Source organism: uncultured Stenotrophomonas sp. (assembly GCF_913778665.1).
In the GTDB taxonomy this organism is placed as follows: Bacteria; Pseudomonadota; Gammaproteobacteria; order Xanthomonadales; family Xanthomonadaceae; genus Stenotrophomonas.
In genome coordinates this window covers 313,667-333,046 of sequence record NZ_CAJYVQ010000002.1, presented here as the reverse complement: position 1 = coordinate 333,046, position 19,380 = coordinate 313,667, and the positions used below count along the sequence as shown (strand labels likewise).

Annotated in this window: 14 protein-coding genes; 7 read left to right on the top strand and 7 right to left on the bottom strand. The window is 67.0% G+C overall.

Annotated elements, in window-relative coordinates; translation table 11 throughout:
- Positions 1-2: 2 nt before the first annotated feature.
- Positions 3-2,081 (bottom strand): S9 family peptidase, encoded by a 2,079-nt coding sequence (locus tag QZ853_RS02405; RefSeq protein ID WP_295570438.1) that lies wholly within the window; start codon positions 2,079-2,081, stop codon positions 3-5.
- A gap of 199 nt (positions 2,082-2,280) precedes the next feature.
- Positions 2,281-4,245 carry an oligopeptide transporter, OPT family gene (locus tag QZ853_RS02400; protein ID WP_295570437.1) on the bottom strand — a complete coding sequence of 655 codons (1,965 nt, stop codon included), beginning with the start codon at positions 4,243-4,245 and terminating at the stop codon, positions 2,281-2,283.
- A gap of 199 nt (positions 4,246-4,444) precedes the next feature.
- Between QZ853_RS02400 and QZ853_RS02395 the strand changes: the two genes are divergently transcribed.
- The gene (locus QZ853_RS02395; RefSeq protein WP_295570435.1) at positions 4,445-5,593 is read left to right on the top strand and encodes a heparan-alpha-glucosaminide N-acetyltransferase domain-containing protein; all 1,149 of its coding nucleotides are present in this window, start codon (positions 4,445-4,447) and stop codon (positions 5,591-5,593) included.
- A 97-nt stretch (positions 5,594-5,690) separates the two neighbouring features.
- Positions 5,691-7,445: an oligopeptide:H+ symporter gene (locus QZ853_RS02390; RefSeq protein WP_295570434.1), complete on the top strand. Its 1,755-nt coding sequence runs from the start codon at positions 5,691-5,693 to the stop codon at positions 7,443-7,445.
- Positions 7,446-7,500: 55 nt separating this feature from the next.
- On the opposite strand, the gene QZ853_RS02385 is transcribed toward QZ853_RS02390, so the two are convergent.
- Together QZ853_RS02385 and QZ853_RS02380 are read right to left on the bottom strand one after the other, a co-directional pair.
- The gene (locus QZ853_RS02385; protein ID WP_295570433.1) at positions 7,501-9,462 is read right to left on the bottom strand and encodes a prolyl oligopeptidase family serine peptidase; all 1,962 of its coding nucleotides are present in this window, start codon (positions 9,460-9,462) and stop codon (positions 7,501-7,503) included.
- Positions 9,463-9,628: 166 nt separating this feature from the next.
- On the bottom strand, positions 9,629-10,264 hold the full coding sequence (locus QZ853_RS02380) for a LysE family transporter (RefSeq protein WP_295570432.1): 636 nt from the start codon (positions 10,262-10,264) through the stop codon (positions 9,629-9,631).
- Between the two features lie 138 nt (positions 10,265-10,402).
- Here QZ853_RS02380 and QZ853_RS02375 point away from each other — a divergent pair, with 138 nt between their 5' ends.
- Both QZ853_RS02375 and QZ853_RS02370 read left to right on the top strand, forming a co-directional pair.
- The gene (locus QZ853_RS02375) at positions 10,403-11,308 is read left to right on the top strand and encodes a LysR family transcriptional regulator ArgP (protein WP_005412604.1); all 906 of its coding nucleotides are present in this window, start codon (positions 10,403-10,405) and stop codon (positions 11,306-11,308) included.
- A 91-nt stretch (positions 11,309-11,399) separates the two neighbouring features.
- Positions 11,400-11,846: a GNAT family N-acetyltransferase gene (locus tag QZ853_RS02370; RefSeq protein ID WP_295570430.1), complete on the top strand. Its 447-nt coding sequence runs from the start codon at positions 11,400-11,402 to the stop codon at positions 11,844-11,846.
- Positions 11,847-11,900: 54 nt separating this feature from the next.
- Here QZ853_RS02370 and QZ853_RS02365 read toward each other — a convergent pair whose 3' ends face one another.
- Complete coding sequence (locus QZ853_RS02365; protein WP_295570429.1) at positions 11,901-12,323, bottom strand: hypothetical protein; 423 nt, start codon at positions 12,321-12,323, stop codon at positions 11,901-11,903.
- A 62-nt stretch (positions 12,324-12,385) separates the two neighbouring features.
- Positions 12,386-13,492, bottom strand: a complete 1,107-nt coding sequence (locus QZ853_RS02360) for a PAAR domain-containing protein (protein WP_295570428.1) — start codon at positions 13,490-13,492, stop codon at positions 12,386-12,388.
- Positions 13,493-13,699: 207 nt separating this feature from the next.
- Between QZ853_RS02360 and mqo the strand changes: the two genes are divergently transcribed.
- Complete coding sequence (gene mqo, locus QZ853_RS02355) at positions 13,700-15,388, top strand: malate dehydrogenase (quinone) (RefSeq protein ID WP_295570426.1); 1,689 nt, start codon at positions 13,700-13,702, stop codon at positions 15,386-15,388.
- A gap of 246 nt (positions 15,389-15,634) precedes the next feature.
- Positions 15,635-17,827, top strand: coding sequence for a TonB-dependent siderophore receptor (locus QZ853_RS02350; RefSeq protein WP_295570424.1), 2,193 nt, complete (start codon positions 15,635-15,637; stop codon positions 17,825-17,827).
- A 126-nt stretch (positions 17,828-17,953) separates the two neighbouring features.
- Here the strand turns inward: QZ853_RS02350 and QZ853_RS02345 are convergent, their stop codons facing one another.
- The gene (locus QZ853_RS02345; RefSeq protein ID WP_295570422.1) at positions 17,954-18,277 is read right to left on the bottom strand and encodes a hypothetical protein; all 324 of its coding nucleotides are present in this window, start codon (positions 18,275-18,277) and stop codon (positions 17,954-17,956) included.
- A 155-nt stretch (positions 18,278-18,432) separates the two neighbouring features.
- Here QZ853_RS02345 and QZ853_RS02340 point away from each other — a divergent pair, with 155 nt between their 5' ends.
- Complete coding sequence (locus QZ853_RS02340; RefSeq protein WP_295570420.1) at positions 18,433-19,380, top strand: nucleoside hydrolase; 948 nt, start codon at positions 18,433-18,435, stop codon at positions 19,378-19,380.

The window sequence follows — 19,380 nt, the reverse complement described above, 5'->3', positions numbered from 1 at the left end:
GCTTATTCGCCGATGTGCTGCTTCAGCCAGGCATTGACGGTGTCGTGCCACAGGATGCTGTTGTTCGGCTTCAGCACCCAGTGGTTTTCGTCCGGGAAGTACAGGAACTTCGACTCGATGCCCTGGCGCTGGGCGGCGGTGAACGCGGCCAGGCCCTGCTCGACCGGAATGCGGAAGTCCTGCTGGCCGTGGATCACCAGGATCGGCTTCTTCCAGTCCGCCACGTGGTTGACCGGGTTGAACTTCTCGTAGTTCGCCGCCTTCTGGTACGGGGTACCGCCCTGCTCCCACTCGGTGAACCACAGTTCTTCGGTGGCGTAACCCATCATGCGCTGGTCGAACACGCCGTCGTGGTTGACCAGGCACTTGAACGGGCTGTTCCAGTTGCCGGCGATCCAGTTGACCATGAAGCCGCCGTAGCTGGCGCCCAGCGCACAGGCCTTGTCACCGTTGAGGAAGGAATACTTCTTCAGCGCTGCGTCCCAGCCCTTCTGCAGGTCTTCCAGCGGGCGGTCGCCCCAGTGCTGGCTGATCGCATCGGTGAAGGCCTGGCCGTAGCCGGTGGAGCCGTGGAAGTCGATCATCACGACCGCGTAGCCTTGGCCCGCGTAGGTCTGCGGGTTCCAGCGGTAGCTCCAGCCATTGCCGAAGCTGCCCTGCGGGCCGCCGTGGATCAGGAACGCCACGGGGTAGGACTTGCCTTCCTGGTAGTTGTGCGGCTTGACCACGTAGCCGTGCACGGTGTCATTGTTCCAGCCCTTGAACTCGAACTGCTCGTAGTCGCCGAAAGACACGTCCTTCAGCACGTCTCCAGCGGCCGGGGTCAGCGCGCGCAGCTCGCCGATCGGCTGGCCCGCGGCCGGGAGCAGGCCGACCAGCACTTGGTCGTTGCTCTTCAGGCTGTTGCGTGTGATCGCCACGCTGTTGCCGGCCACGTCGACTGCGGTAACGCTGCCGTCGCCGATCAGCCTGGTGGCCTTGCCGCTGGCCACGTCGATCTGGAACAACGGGTGCTCGCCGAGGTCATCGGCGGTGGTGTAGATGCTGGCGCCGTCGGCGGACAGGGTGATGCCACCGGCCGAACGGTCCCACTGCGGGGCGATCTCGCGGGTCTTGCCGCTGGCCAGGTCCATCGCCATCAGGCCGAAGCGGTCGGCCTCGAAGCCCGGGCGCTTCATCGCACGGTAGAACAGGGTCTTGCCGTCGGCGCTGAACACCGGGCCGGCATCCCAGGCCGGGTTGGACGCGGTCAGGTTGACCGGCGCCTGCTTGCCGGCAGCGTCAAAGCGGTACAGGTCGAAGTTGGTCGACCACGGCTCCTGCTTGCCGGCCACGCGGATGCTGGCCACCACGCTGGCGCCATCCGGCGACCACACGAAATCGTCATTGCCGCCGAACGGCTTGGACGGCGCATCACCATCAATGGTGGCGCTCAGCGCCGAAGCGCCCTTGACCGGGCCGGCCTTGGCGGCCGGCAGCGGCGCCACGAACAGGGTGTTGCGGCGGCCGTCGTTCCAGGTGTCCCAGTGGCGCACGAACAGCGAATCGAAGACCTTGCCGCTGGCCTTGGCGCCGGCAACGTCCTTGAGCTTCTTCTCGGTGCAGGCCAGGTCCGAGGCACAGGCCTGGAACACGCCGGCACTGAACAGCACGCGGTCGTCCTGCGGCGACACGTGGTAGCTGTCCACGTCGACCGCGAAATCGGTCAGCTGGCGCGGCGTGCCGCCGTTGAGCGGCTGGGCGTACAGCTGCTGGCTGCCGTTCTTGGCGCTGAGGAAATACACGGTCTGGCCATCGGCCGACAGCGAGGCCGAATTGACGCTCCAGCCGGCCGGGGTGATCTGCTTCGGCGGGGCCGCGTCACGGGTGCGCAGGTTGCGCGCGAACAGTGCGGTGGAGGCCTTCAGGTTGGCATCGACGCTGCGCTTGGCGAACACCACGGTGCCGCCATCAGCGGTCAGTACCGGCGCGGAGACGCGGTCCATCGCCACCATGTCGCGGACTTCCAGACCACGGGCAGCGGCAACGCTGGGCAGGGCGGCCAGCAGGCTCAGTGGCAGCAGGGCATGACGCAGTTTCATCGGGGTCTCCGCAGGACGGCAAAAGCCCGATGTTAGGCCCGTGCGGCTGGGGCTGCCAAGGCCATCGGTCATGGCCACCCGCGGAGGGTGGCTCCGCCGCCAGAACGAGCAAACCCCGCCGGAGCGGGGTTTGCGGGGGGACGGTAGTGCCGGCCGCTGGCCGGCACTACCCGTTGGAAAGGGATCCGCCCCCTTGGCATTACGCCACGGCGCGCTTGCCGGTGCGGTAGATCAGCCAGCCGACCAGGAACAGCACGGCCAGGCCGATCCACTGTGCGCCGGGCAGGTGGAACGGTACGGCCAGCACGTCTGCGCGGCTGCTGACCACGATCGGAATCGCGATGGCGATGCCCATCAGCGCCTCGCCGGTGATCAGGCCGGCGGCGAACAGCACGCCCGGCTTGTGCACGCGGTCGCGGCCCTCTTCGTCATCGGCGCGCACCTTGTGGAAGCGCTCGACCAGGTAGGCGATCAGGCCACCGAGGAAGATCGGCACCATCAGCTCCAGCGGCAGGTAGATGCCGATGGCGGCGGCCAGCACCGGCACGCGGAAGCGGGCGTTGCGCGCCTTCAGCCAGCTGTCGATGGCGATGATGGCGGCGCCGACCACGGCACCGATGCCGATGAAGGTCCACGGCAGTTCGCCACCGAACAGGCCCTTGGCCACCGAGGCCATCAGGTTGGCCTGCGGCGCGGCCAGTGCGTTCGGGTGCAGCTCGGACTTGACGCCGATGCCGTAGGCGGTGGCCAGCAGGTTCAGCACCGGGGCCATGATCAGCGCGCACGAGAACGCGCCGATGCCCAGCATCAGCTGCTGCTTCCACGGGGTGGCACCGACGATGTAGCCGGCCTTGAGGTCCTGCAGGTTGTCTCCGCCGACCGCGGCGGCGCAGCACACCACCGCGCCGATCATGATCGCGGCCACCGCCCCCAGCGGCGCACCGCCGGCACCGACCGGCTTCAGGCCATCTGCGCCGAGCAGCACGACCAGCACGGCCGAGGCGAACAGGATGGTGGAGATGGTGATGCCCGAGACCGGGTTGTTGGACGAGCCGATCAGGCCGGCCAGGTAGGCCGAGACCGACACGAACAGGAAGCCGGCGACGATCATGATGAGGGTCATCGGGATCGACACGTGCCACTGGCCGACGATGGCCTGGTACAGGGCCAGCAGCGGCAGCACGAAGGCCACCAGCGCGACCAGCATCCACTTCATCGGCAGGTCGCGTTCGGTGTGGGCCAGCACCGGGCCGCCACTCTTGCGGGCCGCGGCAAAACCGCTCTTGACGCCGTTGAGCAGCGACTTGCGCAGCGAGATCAGGGTCCAGATGCCACCGATCAGCATCGCGCCGACGCCCAGGTAACGCATCTTCGCGCCCCAGATGGCGAACGCGGCTTCGGTGGACGAAGCGGTGGCCACCGATGCGGCCAGCGCCGGATCGGTGTTCATGAAGAACGCCTGGTAGATCGGGATGGCGATGTGCCAGGTCAGGATCGAGCCGGACACCACCACGATGCCGACGTTGAGGCCGACGATGTAGCCCACGCCCAGCAGCGCTGGCGACAGGTTGGTGCCGATGAAGGCGGTGACCTTGGAGCTGCCGACATAGGCCGAGGTGGCCCAGGCGTCCGGGATCAGGCGCATGCCGCTTTCCGCGGCCAGCTTCACGAACGCACCGATCACCGCCGACAGGCCGAGGATCTTCAGGCCCGGGCCCGGGTTCTCACCGGCCTTGAGCACTTCGGCCGCGGCCTTGCCTTCCGGGAACGGCAGCGGGTCTTCAACGATCATCGAACGGCGCAGCGGCACCGAGAACAGCACGCCCAGCAGGCCACCCAGGCCGGCGATGCCCAGCACCCACCAGTACTTGAAGTCCGGCCAGTAGCCCATGATGACCAGCGCCGGGATGGTGAAGATGACACCGGCGGCGATGGACGAACCGGCCGAGGCGCCGGTCTGCACGATGTTGTTTTCAAGGATGGAGCCACCGCCCAGCAGGCGCAGCACGCCCATGGAAATCACCGCGGCGGGAATGGCGGTGGCGATGGTCAGGCCTGCGAACAGACCGAGGTAGGCGTTTGCGGCCGACAGCACCACCGCCAGCACGATGGCCAGGGCCACTGCGCGGAAGGTGAGCTGCTTGGGCGCAGCGTCGTGGTTCATGGAAGCCCCTGCTGGCAAAAAATCCCTGCCACGCTAGCGTTCAGGGCAGAGCAAGTCCAGCGTGCCAAAGGATGGGGTCGGCTGCTGCAGTGCAACGGCCGCGGGCGTGCACAGGCAACCGGCCGATGCAGCAAAGCCGGACTGGCTGCCCCGCAAATGATATGTTATATCTTTATGTTGTATCCAGCCGTTGCTCCGCATGCCCCCTTCCCCCTCCCTCCGGCTGGCCTCCATCGACCAGCTGCGCGGCACCGTGATGCTGCTGATGCTGCTCGACCACGTGCGTGAGACCTTCTTCCTGCAGCACCAGGTCGGTGACCCGATGGACGCGGCCAGCGTGTCCCCTGCCCTGTTCGCCTGCCGCCTGCTGGCGCATCTGTGCGCGCCTGTATTCGTGCTGCTCACCGGCCTGTCGGCGTGGCTGTACGGCCAGCGCCAGGCCGACCCGCGCCGGGCCACGGCCGCCTTCCTGCTCAAGCGCGGCCTGTTCCTGGTGGTGCTGGAACTGACCCTGGTGAGCTTCGCCTGGACCTTCCAGTTCCCGCCGGACACGCTGTACCTGCAGGTGATCTGGGCCATCGGGCTGAGCATGATCGCGCTGGCCGGCCTGTTGTGGCTGCCGCGCCCGGTCCTGCTGGTGCTGGGCGTGCTGCTGGTGGCCGGCCACAATCTGTTCGATGGGGTGCGGGTGGAAGGGAATGGCGTACTGGCCGTGCTGTGGAAGGTGCTGCACCAGCGCGACTGGATCGACGCAGGGGTGATGCGCCTGCGCACCTCCTATCCGGTGCTGCCGTGGATCGGGGTGATCGTGCTGGGCTACCTGATGGGTCCGTGGTTCGCCCGCGACCGCGACCCGGCGCAGCGCCAGCGCTGGCTGCTGTGGGCCGGGCTGGGTGCGCTGGCCGCGTTCGCCCTGCTGCGCCTGGCCAACGGCTATGGCGAAGCGCCGTGGCAGTACCAGGACAGTGCGCTGCGCACTTGGATGAGCGTGTTCAACGTGACTAAGTACCCACCGTCGCTGCAGTTCCTGCTGCTGACCCTGGGCATCGGTCTGGTGCTGCTGCGCCTGTATGAGTGGGCGCCGCTGGCCCGCGCCCTGCAACCGCTGGCCGATATCGGTGCAGCGCCGATGTTCTTCTACCTGCTGCATCTGTACGTGCTGAAGCTGCTGTACCTGGTCGCGCTGGCGACCTGGGGGCCGACTCATGGCAGCCTGTATGCGCTGGATTCGGTGGCCGGCCTGCTGCTGGTGGCCTGTGCGCTGGCGGTGGCGATGTACCCACCGACGCTGCTGTTCGGCCGGTTCAAGGCGCGCCGGCGCGATCTGGCCTGGCTGCGGTACCTGTAAACGGTAGCGCCGGACCATGCCCGGCGTTGCGTAGTGCCGCCGGGCATGGCCCGGCGCTGCCCGGCGCGTGCCTGCGGCACGCGCCTATAATCCGCCGATGGATTCCACCGCGATTGCTTCCGACGACTTCCTCGGCCACCCGAAAGGCGTCTACGTCTGCTTCTTCACCGAAATGTGGGAGCGCTTCTCCTTCTACGGCATGAAGGCGCTGCTGCTGCTGTACCTGACCAAGTACCACCTGTTCGGCGACAAGGCCGGCCTGGACCTGCTCGGTGCCTACGGCGGCCTGGTCTACTGCATCCCGGTATTCGGCGGCATGCTGGCCGACCGCTGGCTGGGCATGCGCCGGGCGGTGCTGTTCGGCGGCATCCTGCTGGTGCTTGGCCACCTCGGCATGGCCTTCGAGGGCCACGCGGCGTACCGGGTCAACGGTGAAGTGGTGCGTGATACCTCGGCGCTGGCGGTGACCTACCTGTCGCTGGCGCTGATCATCGTGGGCGTGGGCTTCCTGAAGCCGAACATCTCCACCATCGTCGGCAAGCTGTACGCCAAGGACGATCCGCGCCGCGATTCGGGCTTCTCATTGTTCTACGCCGGCATCAACCTGGGCGCGTTGTTTTCCTCGCTGGTGTGCGGTTTCCTCGGCGAGGCCTATGGCTGGAAGTACGGCTTCGGTGCCGCAGGCATCGGCATGCTGGCTGGCCTGGCGATGTTCCTGTGGGGCCAGAAGTACCTGCAGGGCCACGCCGAACCGCCACAGCCGGCTGCGCTGAAGCAGAAGGTGCTCGGCCTGCCGCGCGAATGGCTCATTTATCTGTGCGCGGTGCTCGGCGTGCTGCCGGTGGCGTGGCTGATGTGGGCGGCCGGCAACGGCGCGTTCGCACTGGGCGGCGAAATCAGCCTGGCGTTGATGCTGATGCTGGTGGTGCTGGGCGGCGTGCTGGTCTGGTTTGCCTGGTTCACCGGCACGAAATGCACGCCGGTGCAGCGCCAGCAGATGATCGCGCTGATGGTGCTGATCTTCATGGCGCTGGTGTTCTTCACGATGTACGAGCAGTCCTATGGCTCGTGGGTGACCTTCACCGATCGCCTGCTGACCAAGGACATCGTGCCGGCGCTGGTGATCACCGGTGGCACCCCGCTGCCGTGGTCGATCATCTCGCTGCTGCTGGCCCCACTGGGCTTCGTGGTCAGCGCGCGGTTGTCCGAGCGCCGTCCGGGTTCGTCGGCGCCGCGCACCTTCTTTGCCGCCATCGTCGTGCTGATGCTGGTGCTGCTGGTGCGTGACTGCCTGGTGATTCCGCAGACCGCTGGCTCGCTCACCTATCTTGGTGGCCTGTTCCTGGTGCTCCTGGCGCCGGCCTTCGCCGCACTGTGGACGTGGATGGATCGCCGCGGCTGGGAGCCGGGCAAGCCGGTGAAATCGGCCTGGGGCCTGGTGATCGGTGCGCTGTCGTTCGTGCCGCTGGCGCTGGCGGCTCAGCAGGTGGGCGCCACCGGCGAGATGGCCAGCGTGTGGTGGCTGGTGTTGGCCTACTTCCTGCTGGCCAGTGGCGAGATGTGCCTGTCGCCGGTCGGCCTGTCGGCGGTGACCCAGCTGGCGGTGCCGCGGGTGATGAGCCTGATGATGGGCACCTGGTTCCTGGCCACCGCGTTCTCGGAAACGCTGGCCGCGCTGTTCGGCAAGCTGGCCGCGATCGAGGTGCCGGAGGGCGAATCACTGGACATGGTGGCCGCGGCCGGTGCCTACGCGCACTTGTTCTGGCTGCTGATGTGGATCGGCCTGGGCTGCGCGCTGGCCGCCTTCATCGCGGCACCGCTGCTGAAGCGGATGATGCACGGGGTCAAGTAAGCCCAAACGCAGGCGGGAGCCGGCACGGCGGATGAAGCATCCGCCGCTCTTTGCGCTACGGCGCCTTGCCCTTGCTGCCCGCTGCCGTCGCCGTCTTGCCGCCGAGGCTGCGCGACAGGAACGCCAGCAGCTTGCCGTAGTACTCGCTGCGATGGGCTTCGGTATAGAAGCCGTGCCCTTCGGTCTTGTAGTACAGGCTTTCCACCGGCGTACCGGCACGCTTGAGCGCCGCTTCCATGCGCTCGGAGTGCAGGATCGGCGCGCGCTTGTCTTGACCACCGGCCGCCAGGAACACCGGCACCTTGATCCGATCCGCCAGGTTCACCGGCGAGACCGCAGCCAGCGTGGCCGGATCACCCAGCCACTCGCGCAGGTAGGTCATGCCCGCCGCGCGGTCCTGGATGTCGCCGTCAGCAAACATCAGCGGCAGGTCGTAGACGCCCACATAGCCGGCCGCGCACTGGTACAGGCCCGGCTCGAGCGCGGCGCCCATCAGCGCCGAATAGGCACCGTAGCTGGCACCATAGATGCAGATGCGGTCCTTGTTGGCGATGCCCTGAGCAATGGCCCAACGGGTGGCATCAGTGACATCGTCCTGCATTGCCCGGCCCCACTGTTTCTGTGCTGCGTGGCTGTGGGCACGGCCATAGTTGCCGGAGCCGCGGAAATTGATCTGCAGCACGGCGTAGCCGGCAGCGGCCAGCAACTGGTTCTCGTGATCGAAACTACCGTTGTCGAACACCCCGATCGGCCCACCATGCGGCACCACCACCATCGGCAGATCCCGGCCGGTACTGCCGTGTGGGACTGTCAGGAATCCATGGAGCTGCAACCCATCGCGCGCCTTGAGCAGGACCGGCCGCACCGACGCCGTGGTCTGCGGGTCGATCCATTCGCTGCGCGCCATCAGGAAGCGCGCCTGGTTGCGGTCACGGTCGTACAGGTAGAACTCACCCGGATTGGAACCGGACCCGGTTTCCACCAGCAGGCGGCGACCGTCTCGGGTACTGGAGGTAACGAACACTGCACGCCCAGGGAAGGCCGCTTCCAGGCTGCGGTACAACCGCGCCTCGTCCGAGTTTTCGTCGAAGAACCGGGTATGCGCAGTGTTTCCCAGGAACAGCGCGCCGACCGGCACGGTGCTGCCCGGGCGGTGGATCAGTCGCGCCGGATCGACGACCTCGTCGCGCAGCACGACCTTGCGCTCCTGCGTGGCTGGGTTCCAGCTGACGATGGCATCGGGGCCGCTGGGCTGCTCGCTGAGCAGGTAGGCCAGCTGACCGTCGGCGGAAAAGCCCAGCGCCGCCTCGCCGCGACCACTGCGTTTCTCATCATTGACCAGCACCCAGTCGCCACCGTTGCGGTGGTAGAGCCGTCGGACGTTATCGGTACCGACGCCCTGGACGAAACGCACGTCGCCTCGGGCATCCACCACATAGGAGGCACCCGGCATCGGCGCGCGGGCCAGCAGGCGCTGCTTGCCGCTTGCCAGTTCAAGCTGGGCCGCATAGCCATTGGCGTCCAGCCGCGATCCACCCACCGCGATGACCACGTGGGCATCATCGCCGGGCAAGGCGTCACTGAGGAAGGCCGCAGCCGACGTCCGGTACTTGGGCCGCACGCGCAGGCCAAGATCGCGGTAGCCCACCAGTAATTCCGGTCGCCCGGTGCGCGCATCCAGTGTCAGAAGCTCGCCGGTGGCCCAGGGCGCATCACGTGTGCCGAACTTCTGCGCCAGACCGAACATCACCTGATCGTTGTTGACCCAGTGCATGTTGAAGACATGCGAATTGAGTGGTGGGCGCAGGTTACCCACCGGCGTGTTGTCGTCCGTACGAAGGATGATCACAGCGGTGAAGCCGTCCGCAGGCACGGTCGCGGCCAGATAGTCGCCCCCGGGAGACAGCATGACATCGCCGAACTTGTCCGCTCGCACATAGGCGCCCAGATCGATCGCAGCAGCCGTTCCACACCACAATCCCGCCACGATGATGGCGGTCAGCCAGCGCTTGTGCATCCTACTTCCCCCTGCCTGGCCCCCTTGTCCCGGCTGGCCGATTCTAGGCAGGCTGCCGCCCCGTCCGCCAGTGGCGCACAAAATCCGACGGCACCGTTGCCGGTGCCGTCGTTACCACTACCTTGGAGAGAGAGTCAGGACGTGGGTTCGGGGGGCGTGCGCCGGGTCAGTGGACCCCACGCACCGCCAACGTAAGGGCCAGGATGCTGAGGATCACCGCGATGGTGCCGTCGAGCACGCGCCAGGTACTGGGCTTGGTGAACAGCGGCGCCAGCAGGCGCGCGCCGAGGCCCTGCGCAGTCAGCCACAGGCAGCTGGCGGTGACCACGCCGGCAGCGAAGGCCATGCGGGCGTTGCCGAAGTTCTCGGCGATCGAACCGATCACCATCATGTCCAGCCAGAAGTGCGGGTTGATCAGCGAGAAGCCGACCGCGGCCATCAGCACCGCGCGGCGGCTGCCGTCGTCGCTGTCGACCTCACCCATGCCACCACCACCGGCGATCGCGCGGCGCGCCGACTTCATCGCGTACCAGGCCAGGAACGCCACACCGGTCCACAGCACGGCGGTGGTCAGCCACGGCAGCGCCGAGGTTAGCGTGCGCAGGCCTGCGACGCTGGCGAAGATGAAAATCGCATCGATGGCCGCACAGGTGGCGACCACCGGCACGATGTGCTTGCGCAGGATGCCCTGGCGCAGGATGAAGGCGCTCTGGGCGCCGACCACGGCGAACAGGCCGATGCCGGTGGCTGCACCAGAGAACCAGGCACCGAGGCCGGTGCTGGCGGAGATGACCGAGAACATGGGATTCACTGCCTTGTATTGCTTGGGGGGACGGTGCCTCGCGAAGGCGGACAGCACCGGAACGGGCGCCATTGTCGCGCCGCAACATGGAAAAGACGAGCTAAACTTCCTAAACCAACATTAGTGGAGCTTAATTCGATGCGCATCGATCATGCCCAGCTGCGCGCCCTGGCCGCGGTGATCCGCGAAGGCAGCTTCGACCGCGCCGCGCAGTCCCTGAATGTCACGCCCTCGGCCATCTCGCAGCGGGTCAAGGCGCTGGAGGACCGGATCGGCCGCCTGCTGGTCAAGCGTGGCACCCCGGCCACCGCCACCGCCGAGGGCCAGTTGCTGGTGCAGCTGGCCGAGCAGACCGCCCTGCTGGAACACGATGCGCTGCACCGCATGGGCCTGGCCGATGAGGACCTGCCCCAGGCCAGCATCCCGGTGGCAGTGAACCACGACAGCCTGGAGACCTGGTTTCCGCAGGCCGCCTACCAGTTCGCGCAGACCACGGGCACTACCCTGGACCTGCGCGTGGAAGACCAGGACCACACGGTGGAGCTGCTGCGCCAGGGCACGGTGCTGGGCGCGGTGACCACGCTGGACGAGCCGGTGCAGGGTTGCCAGATCCACGCGCTGGGCAGCATCCGCTATGCGGCGACCTGCACCCCTGAGTTCCGCGAGCGCCATTTCGCCAAGGGCGTGACCGCGCAGGCGCTGGCGCAGGCCCCGGTGCTGGTGTTCAACCGCAAGGACGACATGCAGTCGCGCTTTGCCCGGCGCATGGCCGGCGACGACCTGCCCAGCACAGCGCCGACCTGGTGGATCCCGTCCACCCGCGCTTTCGTGCAGGCCAACCTGGGCGGCATGGGCTGGACCATGAACCCCCTGCCGCTGGTGAAGCGGCACCTGGACGCCGGCCGCCTGGTCTACGTGCGGCAGCGCGCGTGGGAGGATGTGCCGTTGTACTGGCAGCACTGGAAGGGCGACGTGCAGACCATGGCCCTGCTGACCCGCGCGGTGCTGGATGCCTCCTCGGCGTTGATCCGGCGCAAGCGCTGAGCGGCGCTCCATCCAATCTCCATCAAGCCTCCACACCGGTTCCATGCCCGATGAGGATACTGGTGGGCCGATCTTTACAAGGATGTCCGGCATGCCCATAGCCGTGCGCGCTGCCCGCCCCGAGGATGCCGCTGCGTGCATCGACTTGCGCGGGCGTACCCGCGAGAACGCCTTCGATGCCGCGCAGCTGGCGGAGCTGGGCATCACCCCTGAAAGCTGGGCCGCGGGCATCGCCGAGGGCGCTTCGATCGGCCGCGTCGCCTGGGAGGGCGAACGCATGGTGGGCTACTGCTTCGCCGACCGCGACAGCGGCGAGGTGCTGGTGCTGGCCCTTTTGCCGGACTACGAAGGCCGCGGCATCGGCCGTCAGCTGCTGCAGGAAGTGGTCAGCCGGGCCCGCGATGCCGGGCACCAGCGCCTGTTCCTGGCCTGTTCGGCCGATCCGCGCTCGCGCTCGCACGGCTTCTACCGCCGGCTGGGCTGGCGACCCACCGGCGAGCTCGATGACGCCGGCGATGAAATACTGCAGCTGCCTTGATACCCGCTGGCCGGTTGGTCGAAGCAACGTGCCTGGAGAACGCCGGCGGCCGACTCAGCGCGGCGGGCTGCCGGCCGGGTCGGTGATGTGCAGTTCGCTGCTGACGATGCGGGCCTGACCGCCGCGTACACCGGGTGTCAGGTTGATGCTGAACACCGCCGACACGTCGATCGGGCGCAGGGCGAAACGGCTGATCTCCGACGGCAGGATGCGCCATGGGAAACGGAAGGACTGCCCCGGCCGCAGCGTCTGCGGCGACTTCAGCAGGCGCGCATCGGGCGGGTTGATGGCCAGCGACGTTTCCTTGCCGGAATGACGGTCCACCAGCTTCACGCTGGGGCCGCGCCGACGGTAGAACTCAGCCGGCACCTGCACGTCCGCGCTGCCGGCATTGTGCAGCTCCAGTTCCACGCGGATGTCCTCGCCGAGGAAGTGGCAGGCGGCGTTGTCGATGCAGCGCACGTGGAGTTCGATCATGGCGGGCGTTTCCTGGCTGGATGCGGTGAATGGCATGGCGGCAAGCACGAGGGCGAGCGGCATCATGAGACGGTGCATGTGATCTCCCTGGCGATCTCGCGGGTCAGCAGTTCCTGTACCTCGCGTCCAATGTTGTAACAGTGGCGCGGCCGCGTCACGCTGCAGTCCACGCTGGACATGATGGTCGCCAGCGGGTCGGTGTCCTCGCGGAATTCCGGCGCATGCACCTCTTCGGTATCCAGCGCACCGCTGGGGAGGAAGAACTTCACGATGGCATCGTTTTCCACGGCCGCATCATCGTACTCGTCCGGCAGACCCAGGCAGTGCCCATATTCATGTGCGTAGGTCCACGGCGTGGTGTCCACCGACGCATGGATGACGCTGCCGCTGACCATCTCGCGTTCGTAGACATCGTGCAGCAGCACCGAGTAGTCCTGCCCGCTGTCGACAAAATCGATGTCATAACGCACGGGGAAGGACCGCGTGCCACACTGGGGATCGGCCACGGTGATGGTGAACTGGTTGTTCCAGTGCCGGTTGATTCCGTCGCGCAGGCGCCGTTTCGCCTCGGCCACCTGAGCGGCACTGACGCGCCCATGGGTGGTTACCCGGAAGCGGCTGGTGACCACGATGTCGCCCCCGCTCTTGAGCGGCACGTCGATGCGGAAGCTGGCGTGCAGCTCGTACTCGTATTGCGTGCCATCGGGCGCATGGGCCTCGAAATAGCGTCCGTCCGGCGACTGCGACACGTGGGTGGAATGATCCTTCACCCAACACTGCGGCGCCTGGGTGCCCGGTGGCGCGAAGCCCGGTGTCTGCAGCTGCGGCTTCTTCAGCAGGGCCTTGGCCGCCGATGCCACCGCGGCCAAGGCCGCGCCACCACCACCACCGCCACCGCCACCCACCACGTGCGCCCGCGCCTGCTTGCCGGCCATCAGTGCGCAGCCACAACTGGCCTTGTCGCCATCGCGTGCAACCGGCTGGCCGTCGATGACCAGAGTGCTGTCACCGGACACGATGGAACCCGGCCCGTGGCGGGCGCAGATCACCCGGTCGCCGACGCGTGCCACGGCGCGGCCTTCGATGTCGGTGTGCGGGGAACCTGTCAGTACCGAACCGCCCGTCTGCAGGGCGTCACCTACCACGATCAGCATCCGTGACATCGTCATCCGGCCCCTCCGTGGCCGTGTACCTGTGCGTGAACAGCCCGGCAGTTTACCCGGACAGCTCCGGCAACAGGATGATGCATTGCACAAAAGCAGGGCCGATTCCGATTAGAATCATCGCCAGGATGCTGCAAGGCGTTGTTTCTTCACGCCCTTTCCCTGCTCCATGCGCATCCTCAACTCCTCCCCTCCGCCAACGATCCCGCCCCCATGAAGAAATTTGGCAAGGCTCTGCTCGCCCTGCTCGTGCTGCTGTTGCTGGCCGCCGCGCTGTTCCTGTACTGGCCGCTGACCCAGCGCTCGGTGCCCGCCGCCAGCAACGACAAGCCCGTCGACGTTGTGCTGGTCGGCGCCGGCATCATGAGCATCACCCTGGCGACCTACCTGCAGGAACTGCAGCCGGACTGGAACATCCAGGTCTACGAACGCCTCGACAGCGTCGCCGGTGAAAGCTCCGACGGCTGGAACAATGCCGGCACCGGCCACTCGGCGTTCGCCGAACTGAACTACACCCCGGAACTGCCCGACGGCAGCATCGAGACCAAGCGCGCGGTCGGCATCGCCGAATCGTTCGAGGTCTCGCGCCAGTTCTGGTCGCACCAGGTCAAGGAAGGCCGGCTGAGCCAGCCCAGCGACTTCATCAACCCGACCCCGCACATGAGCTTCGTCTGGGGCGATGACAACATCGCCTACCTGCACAAGCGCCAGCAGGCCCTGGTGAAGAACCCGCTGTTCTACGGCATGCAGTACTCGGAAGATCCGGCGCAGATCAGGCAGTGGGCCCCGCTGCTGATGGAAGGCCGTGACCCGAAGCAGAAGGTTGCCGCGACCTGGATGCCGCTCGGTACCGACGTCAACTTCGGCGTGATCACCCGCCAGCTGACCACCGGGCTGCAACGCAGCCCGAACTTCAGCCTGCACCTGAACCACGAAGTGAGCGCGCTGCGACAGAACGCCGACAAGAGCTGGAACGTGACGGTGAAGGATCTCAAGGCCGGCACCGAGTCCACCACCCACGCCCGCTTCGTGTTCATCGGTGCCGGTGGCGCCGCGCTGAAGCTGCTGCAGATGTCGGGCATTCCGGAGTCGAAGGATTACGCCGGCTTCCCGGTCGGCGGTCAATTCCTGGCCTTCCAGGGCCAGGACGTGACCTCGCGCCACGGCGTGAAGGCCTATGGCATGGCCGAAACCGGGTCGCCGCCGATGTCGGTACCGCACCTGGATGCGCGCAAGCTGGACGGCAAGCCGGTGGTCCTGTTCGGGCCGTTCGCGCTGTACAGCACCAAGTTCCTCAAGCACGGCTCGTGGTGGGACCTGTACTCCTCGGTCACCCACAACAACGTCGGCCCGATGCTGGAAGTAGGCAAGGACAACCTGGACCTGGTGCAGTACCTGATGGGCCAGGCGCGCCTGAACGATGCCGATCGCCAGGCCGAGCTGGTCAAGTACTTCCCCAACGCCAAGCCGGGCGACTGGAAGCTGGTGACCGCCGGCCAGCGCGTGCAGATCATCAAGCGTGATCCGCTGAAGGGCGCGGTGCTGCAGTTCGGTACCGAGATCGTGACCGACAAGGACCACACTCTCGCCGCCCTGCTCGGCGCTTCGCCGGGCGCGTCGACCTCGCCGCCGATCATGCTGGACCTGATGGCCAAGGCCTTCCCCGACCAGATGAAGGCCGGCTGGGAAGCGCGCCTGCGCGAGATCGTGCCGTCGTACGGGCGCAAGCTCAACGACAGCGCCGCGCTGACCAACGAGATCCGCACGCTGACCAGCCAGACCCTGCACCTGCCGTACCTGGAAGTGCCGGTGGACGCCAATGCGGCAGCGCCGGCTCCCGCCGTGATTCCGGCGCCGGCCAAGGAGAAGCGCAACGCCAACGAGGAACTGCAGGCGCTGTAAGCCTGCGCGTTCCTTGCGATGCAGACGGACGGCCACCTACGGGTGGCCGTTCGCGTTTGGGGACCGCTCCGTGCCGTAGGGCCGATTGCCCATAGCGAGAATTGTAATGTTGTTAAGAATTATTTACATTTAGATCCTGCGCGGTGACTGCGCCCCATCCAGATGGACCTGATGTGCCCGAAGCCGCCGCCCCGGGTGCTGGACGACTGTTGCCGCCCTTCCCCGCTTCCGAGCCTCGAGCCCCTCATGTCCCTGACCCTGCGTAACCGCTTGCCCCGCCGCGCGCTGCTGCCGGCTGCCCTGCTCTCGTCGCTGTCCCTGCTGGCCGCACCCGGTGCATTCGCTGCGGCCGATGGCGCCACCGATGCCAAGACCCTGGACCGGGTCAGCGTTCGCGCCGAACAGTCCGCACCGCCGTCGAGCACCACGCGCCTGCCGATCACCCTGCAGGAAACCCCGCAGTCCGCCACCGCGATCAGCCTGAAGCGCCTGCAGGACGAATCCCTGTTCAGCATCAACGATGTGCTGCGCACCGTCACCGGCGTCAGCGTGTCCTTCTATGACACCCAGCGCCCGCTGTACTACGCGCGCGGCTTCGCCATCACCGACTTCCAGGTCGACGGCATCCCGACCTACAGCGGTTCAACCAACCAGGAGTACGACACTGCCTTCTACGACCGCATCGAAGTGATCCGCGGCGCCAACGGCCTGCTCAGTGGCGCCGGCGTGCCGTCGGCCACGGTGAACCTGCTGCGCAAGCGTCCGGGCAAGGAATTCGATGCCTCGTTCGCGGTCAGCGCGGGCAGCTGGGACTATCGCCGCATGGAAGCGGACGTGACCGCGCCGCTGACCGATGACGGCCGCTTCCGCAGCCGCGTGGTCGCCGCCTATACCGATCGTGGCCTGTACTACGACCGCTACGACGAGAACAAGATGGCCGGCATGGCGGTGCTGGAAGGCGACGTCACCGACAGCACCACGATCACCCTCGGTTACCAGAGTCAGGACAACAACCCGACCGGCTCCACCTGGGGCACCGTGGCATTCTTCGACAACCAGGGCAACTTCGCGCATCTGGCGCGCTCGACCAACCTGTCGCCGAAGTGGAGCTACTGGAAGCGCGAGAGCAATACCGCGTTCGCCAACCTGGAACAGCGCTTCGGCGACGACTGGCTGCTGAAGATCAACACCGCCTACACTCGTGGCAACGTGCAGAACGTACGCCTGTACGGCACCGGCAACCCGGACCCGGTGAGCGGCTCGGGCATCTACCTGCGCGCCGCCGCCGGAGATTCCAAGGACACCCGCCGCAACGTCGACGCCTACCTGACCGGCACGTTCCCGCTGTTCGGCCGCGACCATGACCTGACGGTCGGTGCGCAGTGGTCGGACCTTGAAGGCACCACCAATACGCTGGCGCTGAACTACCCGCGCGATTGGGCCACCTGCGGTCGCGAGCGCTGCTACTACATTCCCAACGTCTTCAGCTGGGATGGCGATATCTCCGAGGTGACCTACACCCGCACCGGCGCGCGCCGCGTGGCCAGGACCACGCAGAGTGGCGTCTACCTGGCGACCCGCCTGCACCTGGCCGATCCGCTCTCGCTGATTGCCGGTGCGCGCCTGAGCCGCTGGCAGACCCTGAGCCGCTCCTACAACGCGGCCGGCGCCTATACCGGCACCAGCGGCGCCTACAAGGTCAGCGACGAAGTCACTCCGTATGTAGGCCTGGTCTATGACATCACCCCGAATGTGTCGGCCTACGCCAGCTATACCGAGATCTTCAATCCGCAGAACTACCGCGACCGCAATGACAACCTGCTGGCGCCGGTGCAGGGCTCCAACCTGGAGGCGGGCGTCAAGACGCAGTGGTTCGATGGCCGCCTGACCGCCAATGCCGCCGTGTTCGAGGCCAAGCAGGACAACTACGCGGTACGTGACATGAGCGTGCCGGAAGGCACGTTGAGCGATGGCAGCTCGGCCTATATCGGCATCAACGGCACCAAGGCGCGCGGCTGGGAAGTGGACGTCAACGGCGAGATCATGCCGGGCTGGACGATCAACGCCGGTTACACCCACGTCAAGGTCACCCGTGCCGCCACCGACCTGCTGTACGCCAACCCGCCCGAAGACCTGCTGCAGCTCAATACCCAGCTGCAGCTGCGCGGCGCGCTGGAGCGCCTCAGCATCGGCGGCGGCGTGCAGTGGCAGAGCAAGGTGCAGGGCTACAACATCGCCTATCCGCTGGGTGGGACGGTCACGGTGAGCCAGCCGGCGTACTCGCTGGTGCAGTTCAACGCCAACTACCGCATCAGCGACAACTGGACCGCGACGCTGAGCGTGCGCAACGCGCTGGACAAGAGCTACTGGGCGAACCTGGACTACAACAACTACGGCGAGCCGCGCTTCGTGTCGGCCAGCCTGCGCTGGAAGTTCTGAGGCAGGCAGGATTGCCGGGCTGCGCCCGGCACCTTGTAGAGTCGAGCCATGCTGGACTGCCTTTCGATCAGGCACCGCGGCGTTGGAGCGAAGCGCAGTCGAGCATGGCTCGACTCTACAGAAATCTCAATCGCTGCAGCTGCCGCCACCGTCACTGCTGCCGCCGTCGCTTCCACAATCGAAGCTGCTGTAGCTGTGATGGCTGTGGCTGTCGCCGGAATACCCTCCGGAGCTGTCGTAGCTTGTGCCCCCCTCCCCGCGGCTGCTCGAGCCATCGGCGGTGGCCACCGCCACGCACAGGATCGCGCCCACCAGCGGCAGCAACCAGACCAGCAGCAGCTGCACCGCCCGGCCACCCGCCGAAAGCCCGTCGCGCCTGATGATCACCACGGTGGCCACCACGTTCAGGCTCAGCACCAGCAGGACCAGCAGAAGGGCGAGGATCAGCATGCGGCAGCTCCGTGCCTGGACGTGGGGCCATTATGGCCCGGCGTCCCCGCATTGGCCCTGCCTGTCATGAAGATGGGACAATGTAGGGCGCGCTGGCCCGGACCCTTGGGGCCCGCCAGCCCCCCTGCACCACACGGAAGAAGAAGAACAACAACATGCTGAAAGTCATTTTCGATACCGACCCGGGCGTCGACGACGCCCTGGCGCTGCTGTACCTGCACAAGCACCCGCAGATCGACCTGATCGGCGTCACCACCACCTTCGGCAATGCCTCGGTGGATTCGACCACCCACAACGCGCTGTACCTGAAGCAGGCCTGGGGCTTTGCCGCACCGGTCGCGCGCGGCGCCGCCGGCCCGCTGCAGCCGGAAGCCACCCCGGAGGCCTGGCCGGTGCACATCCACGGCCACAACGGCCTGGGCAACCACCCGGTGCCGGCCGATCTGGACGTGGCCGCTGATGGGCGCTCGGCCGCGCAGCTGATCATCGACCTGGTCCGCGCCCATCCGGGCGAAGTGACCCTGGTCGCCGTGGGCCGCATGACCAACCTGGCACTGGCCCTGCAGCAGGCGCCGGACATCGCCGGCCTGGTGCGCGGCGTGGTCCTCATGGGAGGCGCCTTCCACGTCAACGGCAACATTACCCCGGCCGCCGAGGCCAACATCTGGGGCGACGCCGAAGCGGCCGACATCGTGTTCACCGCGCAGTGGCCGGTCACCGCCATCGGCCTGGACGTCACCACCCGCGTGGAGATGGACCGTGATGGCCTGGACACGCTGGCTGCCATCGGCGGTGCCGACGCCGAACTGGTGCGCGCTCTCTCGCAGGACTATGTGGACTTCTACCTGCAGGCCGGGCACAAGGGCATGGTCGTGCACGACTGCTGCGCCTGCATCGCCCTGACCCGCCCGGAGCTGTTCCAGTTCGAGCGCGCCAGCGTGCGCGTGGCCACCGACGGTGTGGCCCGCGGCATGACCATTCCCAAGCCGGACGGCCTGGCCTTCGGCCCCAGCGTGTGGGATGGCCACGTGCTGCAGTCGATCGCCATCGGCGTGGATGCCCCGGCCGTCCTGGCCGACATCGAGCAGACCCTGGCAGTCTGA

What these genes read in the sequence shown, in the direction of transcription:
- QZ853_RS02405 (WP_295570438.1), bottom strand. Translation starts at nt 2,081, where the DNA reads ATGAAACTGCGTCATGCCCTGCTGCCACTGAGCCTGCTGGCCGCCCTG.
- QZ853_RS02400 (WP_295570437.1), bottom strand. Translation starts at nt 4,245, where the DNA reads ATGAACCACGACGCTGCGCCCAAGCAGCTCACCTTCCGCGCAGTGGCC.
- QZ853_RS02395 (WP_295570435.1), top strand. Translation starts at nt 4,445, where the DNA reads ATGCCCCCTTCCCCCTCCCTCCGGCTGGCCTCCATCGACCAGCTGCGC.
- QZ853_RS02390 (WP_295570434.1), top strand. Translation starts at nt 5,691, where the DNA reads ATGGATTCCACCGCGATTGCTTCCGACGACTTCCTCGGCCACCCGAAA.
- QZ853_RS02385 (WP_295570433.1), bottom strand. Translation starts at nt 9,462, where the DNA reads ATGCACAAGCGCTGGCTGACCGCCATCATCGTGGCGGGATTGTGGTGT.
- QZ853_RS02380 (WP_295570432.1), bottom strand. Translation starts at nt 10,264, where the DNA reads ATGTTCTCGGTCATCTCCGCCAGCACCGGCCTCGGTGCCTGGTTCTCT.
- QZ853_RS02375 (WP_005412604.1), top strand. Translation starts at nt 10,403, where the DNA reads ATGCGCATCGATCATGCCCAGCTGCGCGCCCTGGCCGCGGTGATCCGC.
- QZ853_RS02370 (WP_295570430.1), top strand. Translation starts at nt 11,400, where the DNA reads ATGCCCATAGCCGTGCGCGCTGCCCGCCCCGAGGATGCCGCTGCGTGC.
- QZ853_RS02365 (WP_295570429.1), bottom strand. Translation starts at nt 12,323, where the DNA reads ATGATCGAACTCCACGTGCGCTGCATCGACAACGCCGCCTGCCACTTC.
- QZ853_RS02360 (WP_295570428.1), bottom strand. Translation starts at nt 13,492, where the DNA reads ATGACGATGTCACGGATGCTGATCGTGGTAGGTGACGCCCTGCAGACG.
- mqo (WP_295570426.1), top strand. Translation starts at nt 13,700, where the DNA reads ATGAAGAAATTTGGCAAGGCTCTGCTCGCCCTGCTCGTGCTGCTGTTG.
- QZ853_RS02350 (WP_295570424.1), top strand. Translation starts at nt 15,635, where the DNA reads ATGTCCCTGACCCTGCGTAACCGCTTGCCCCGCCGCGCGCTGCTGCCG.
- QZ853_RS02345 (WP_295570422.1), bottom strand. Translation starts at nt 18,277, where the DNA reads ATGCTGATCCTCGCCCTTCTGCTGGTCCTGCTGGTGCTGAGCCTGAAC.
- QZ853_RS02340 (WP_295570420.1), top strand. Translation starts at nt 18,433, where the DNA reads ATGCTGAAAGTCATTTTCGATACCGACCCGGGCGTCGACGACGCCCTG.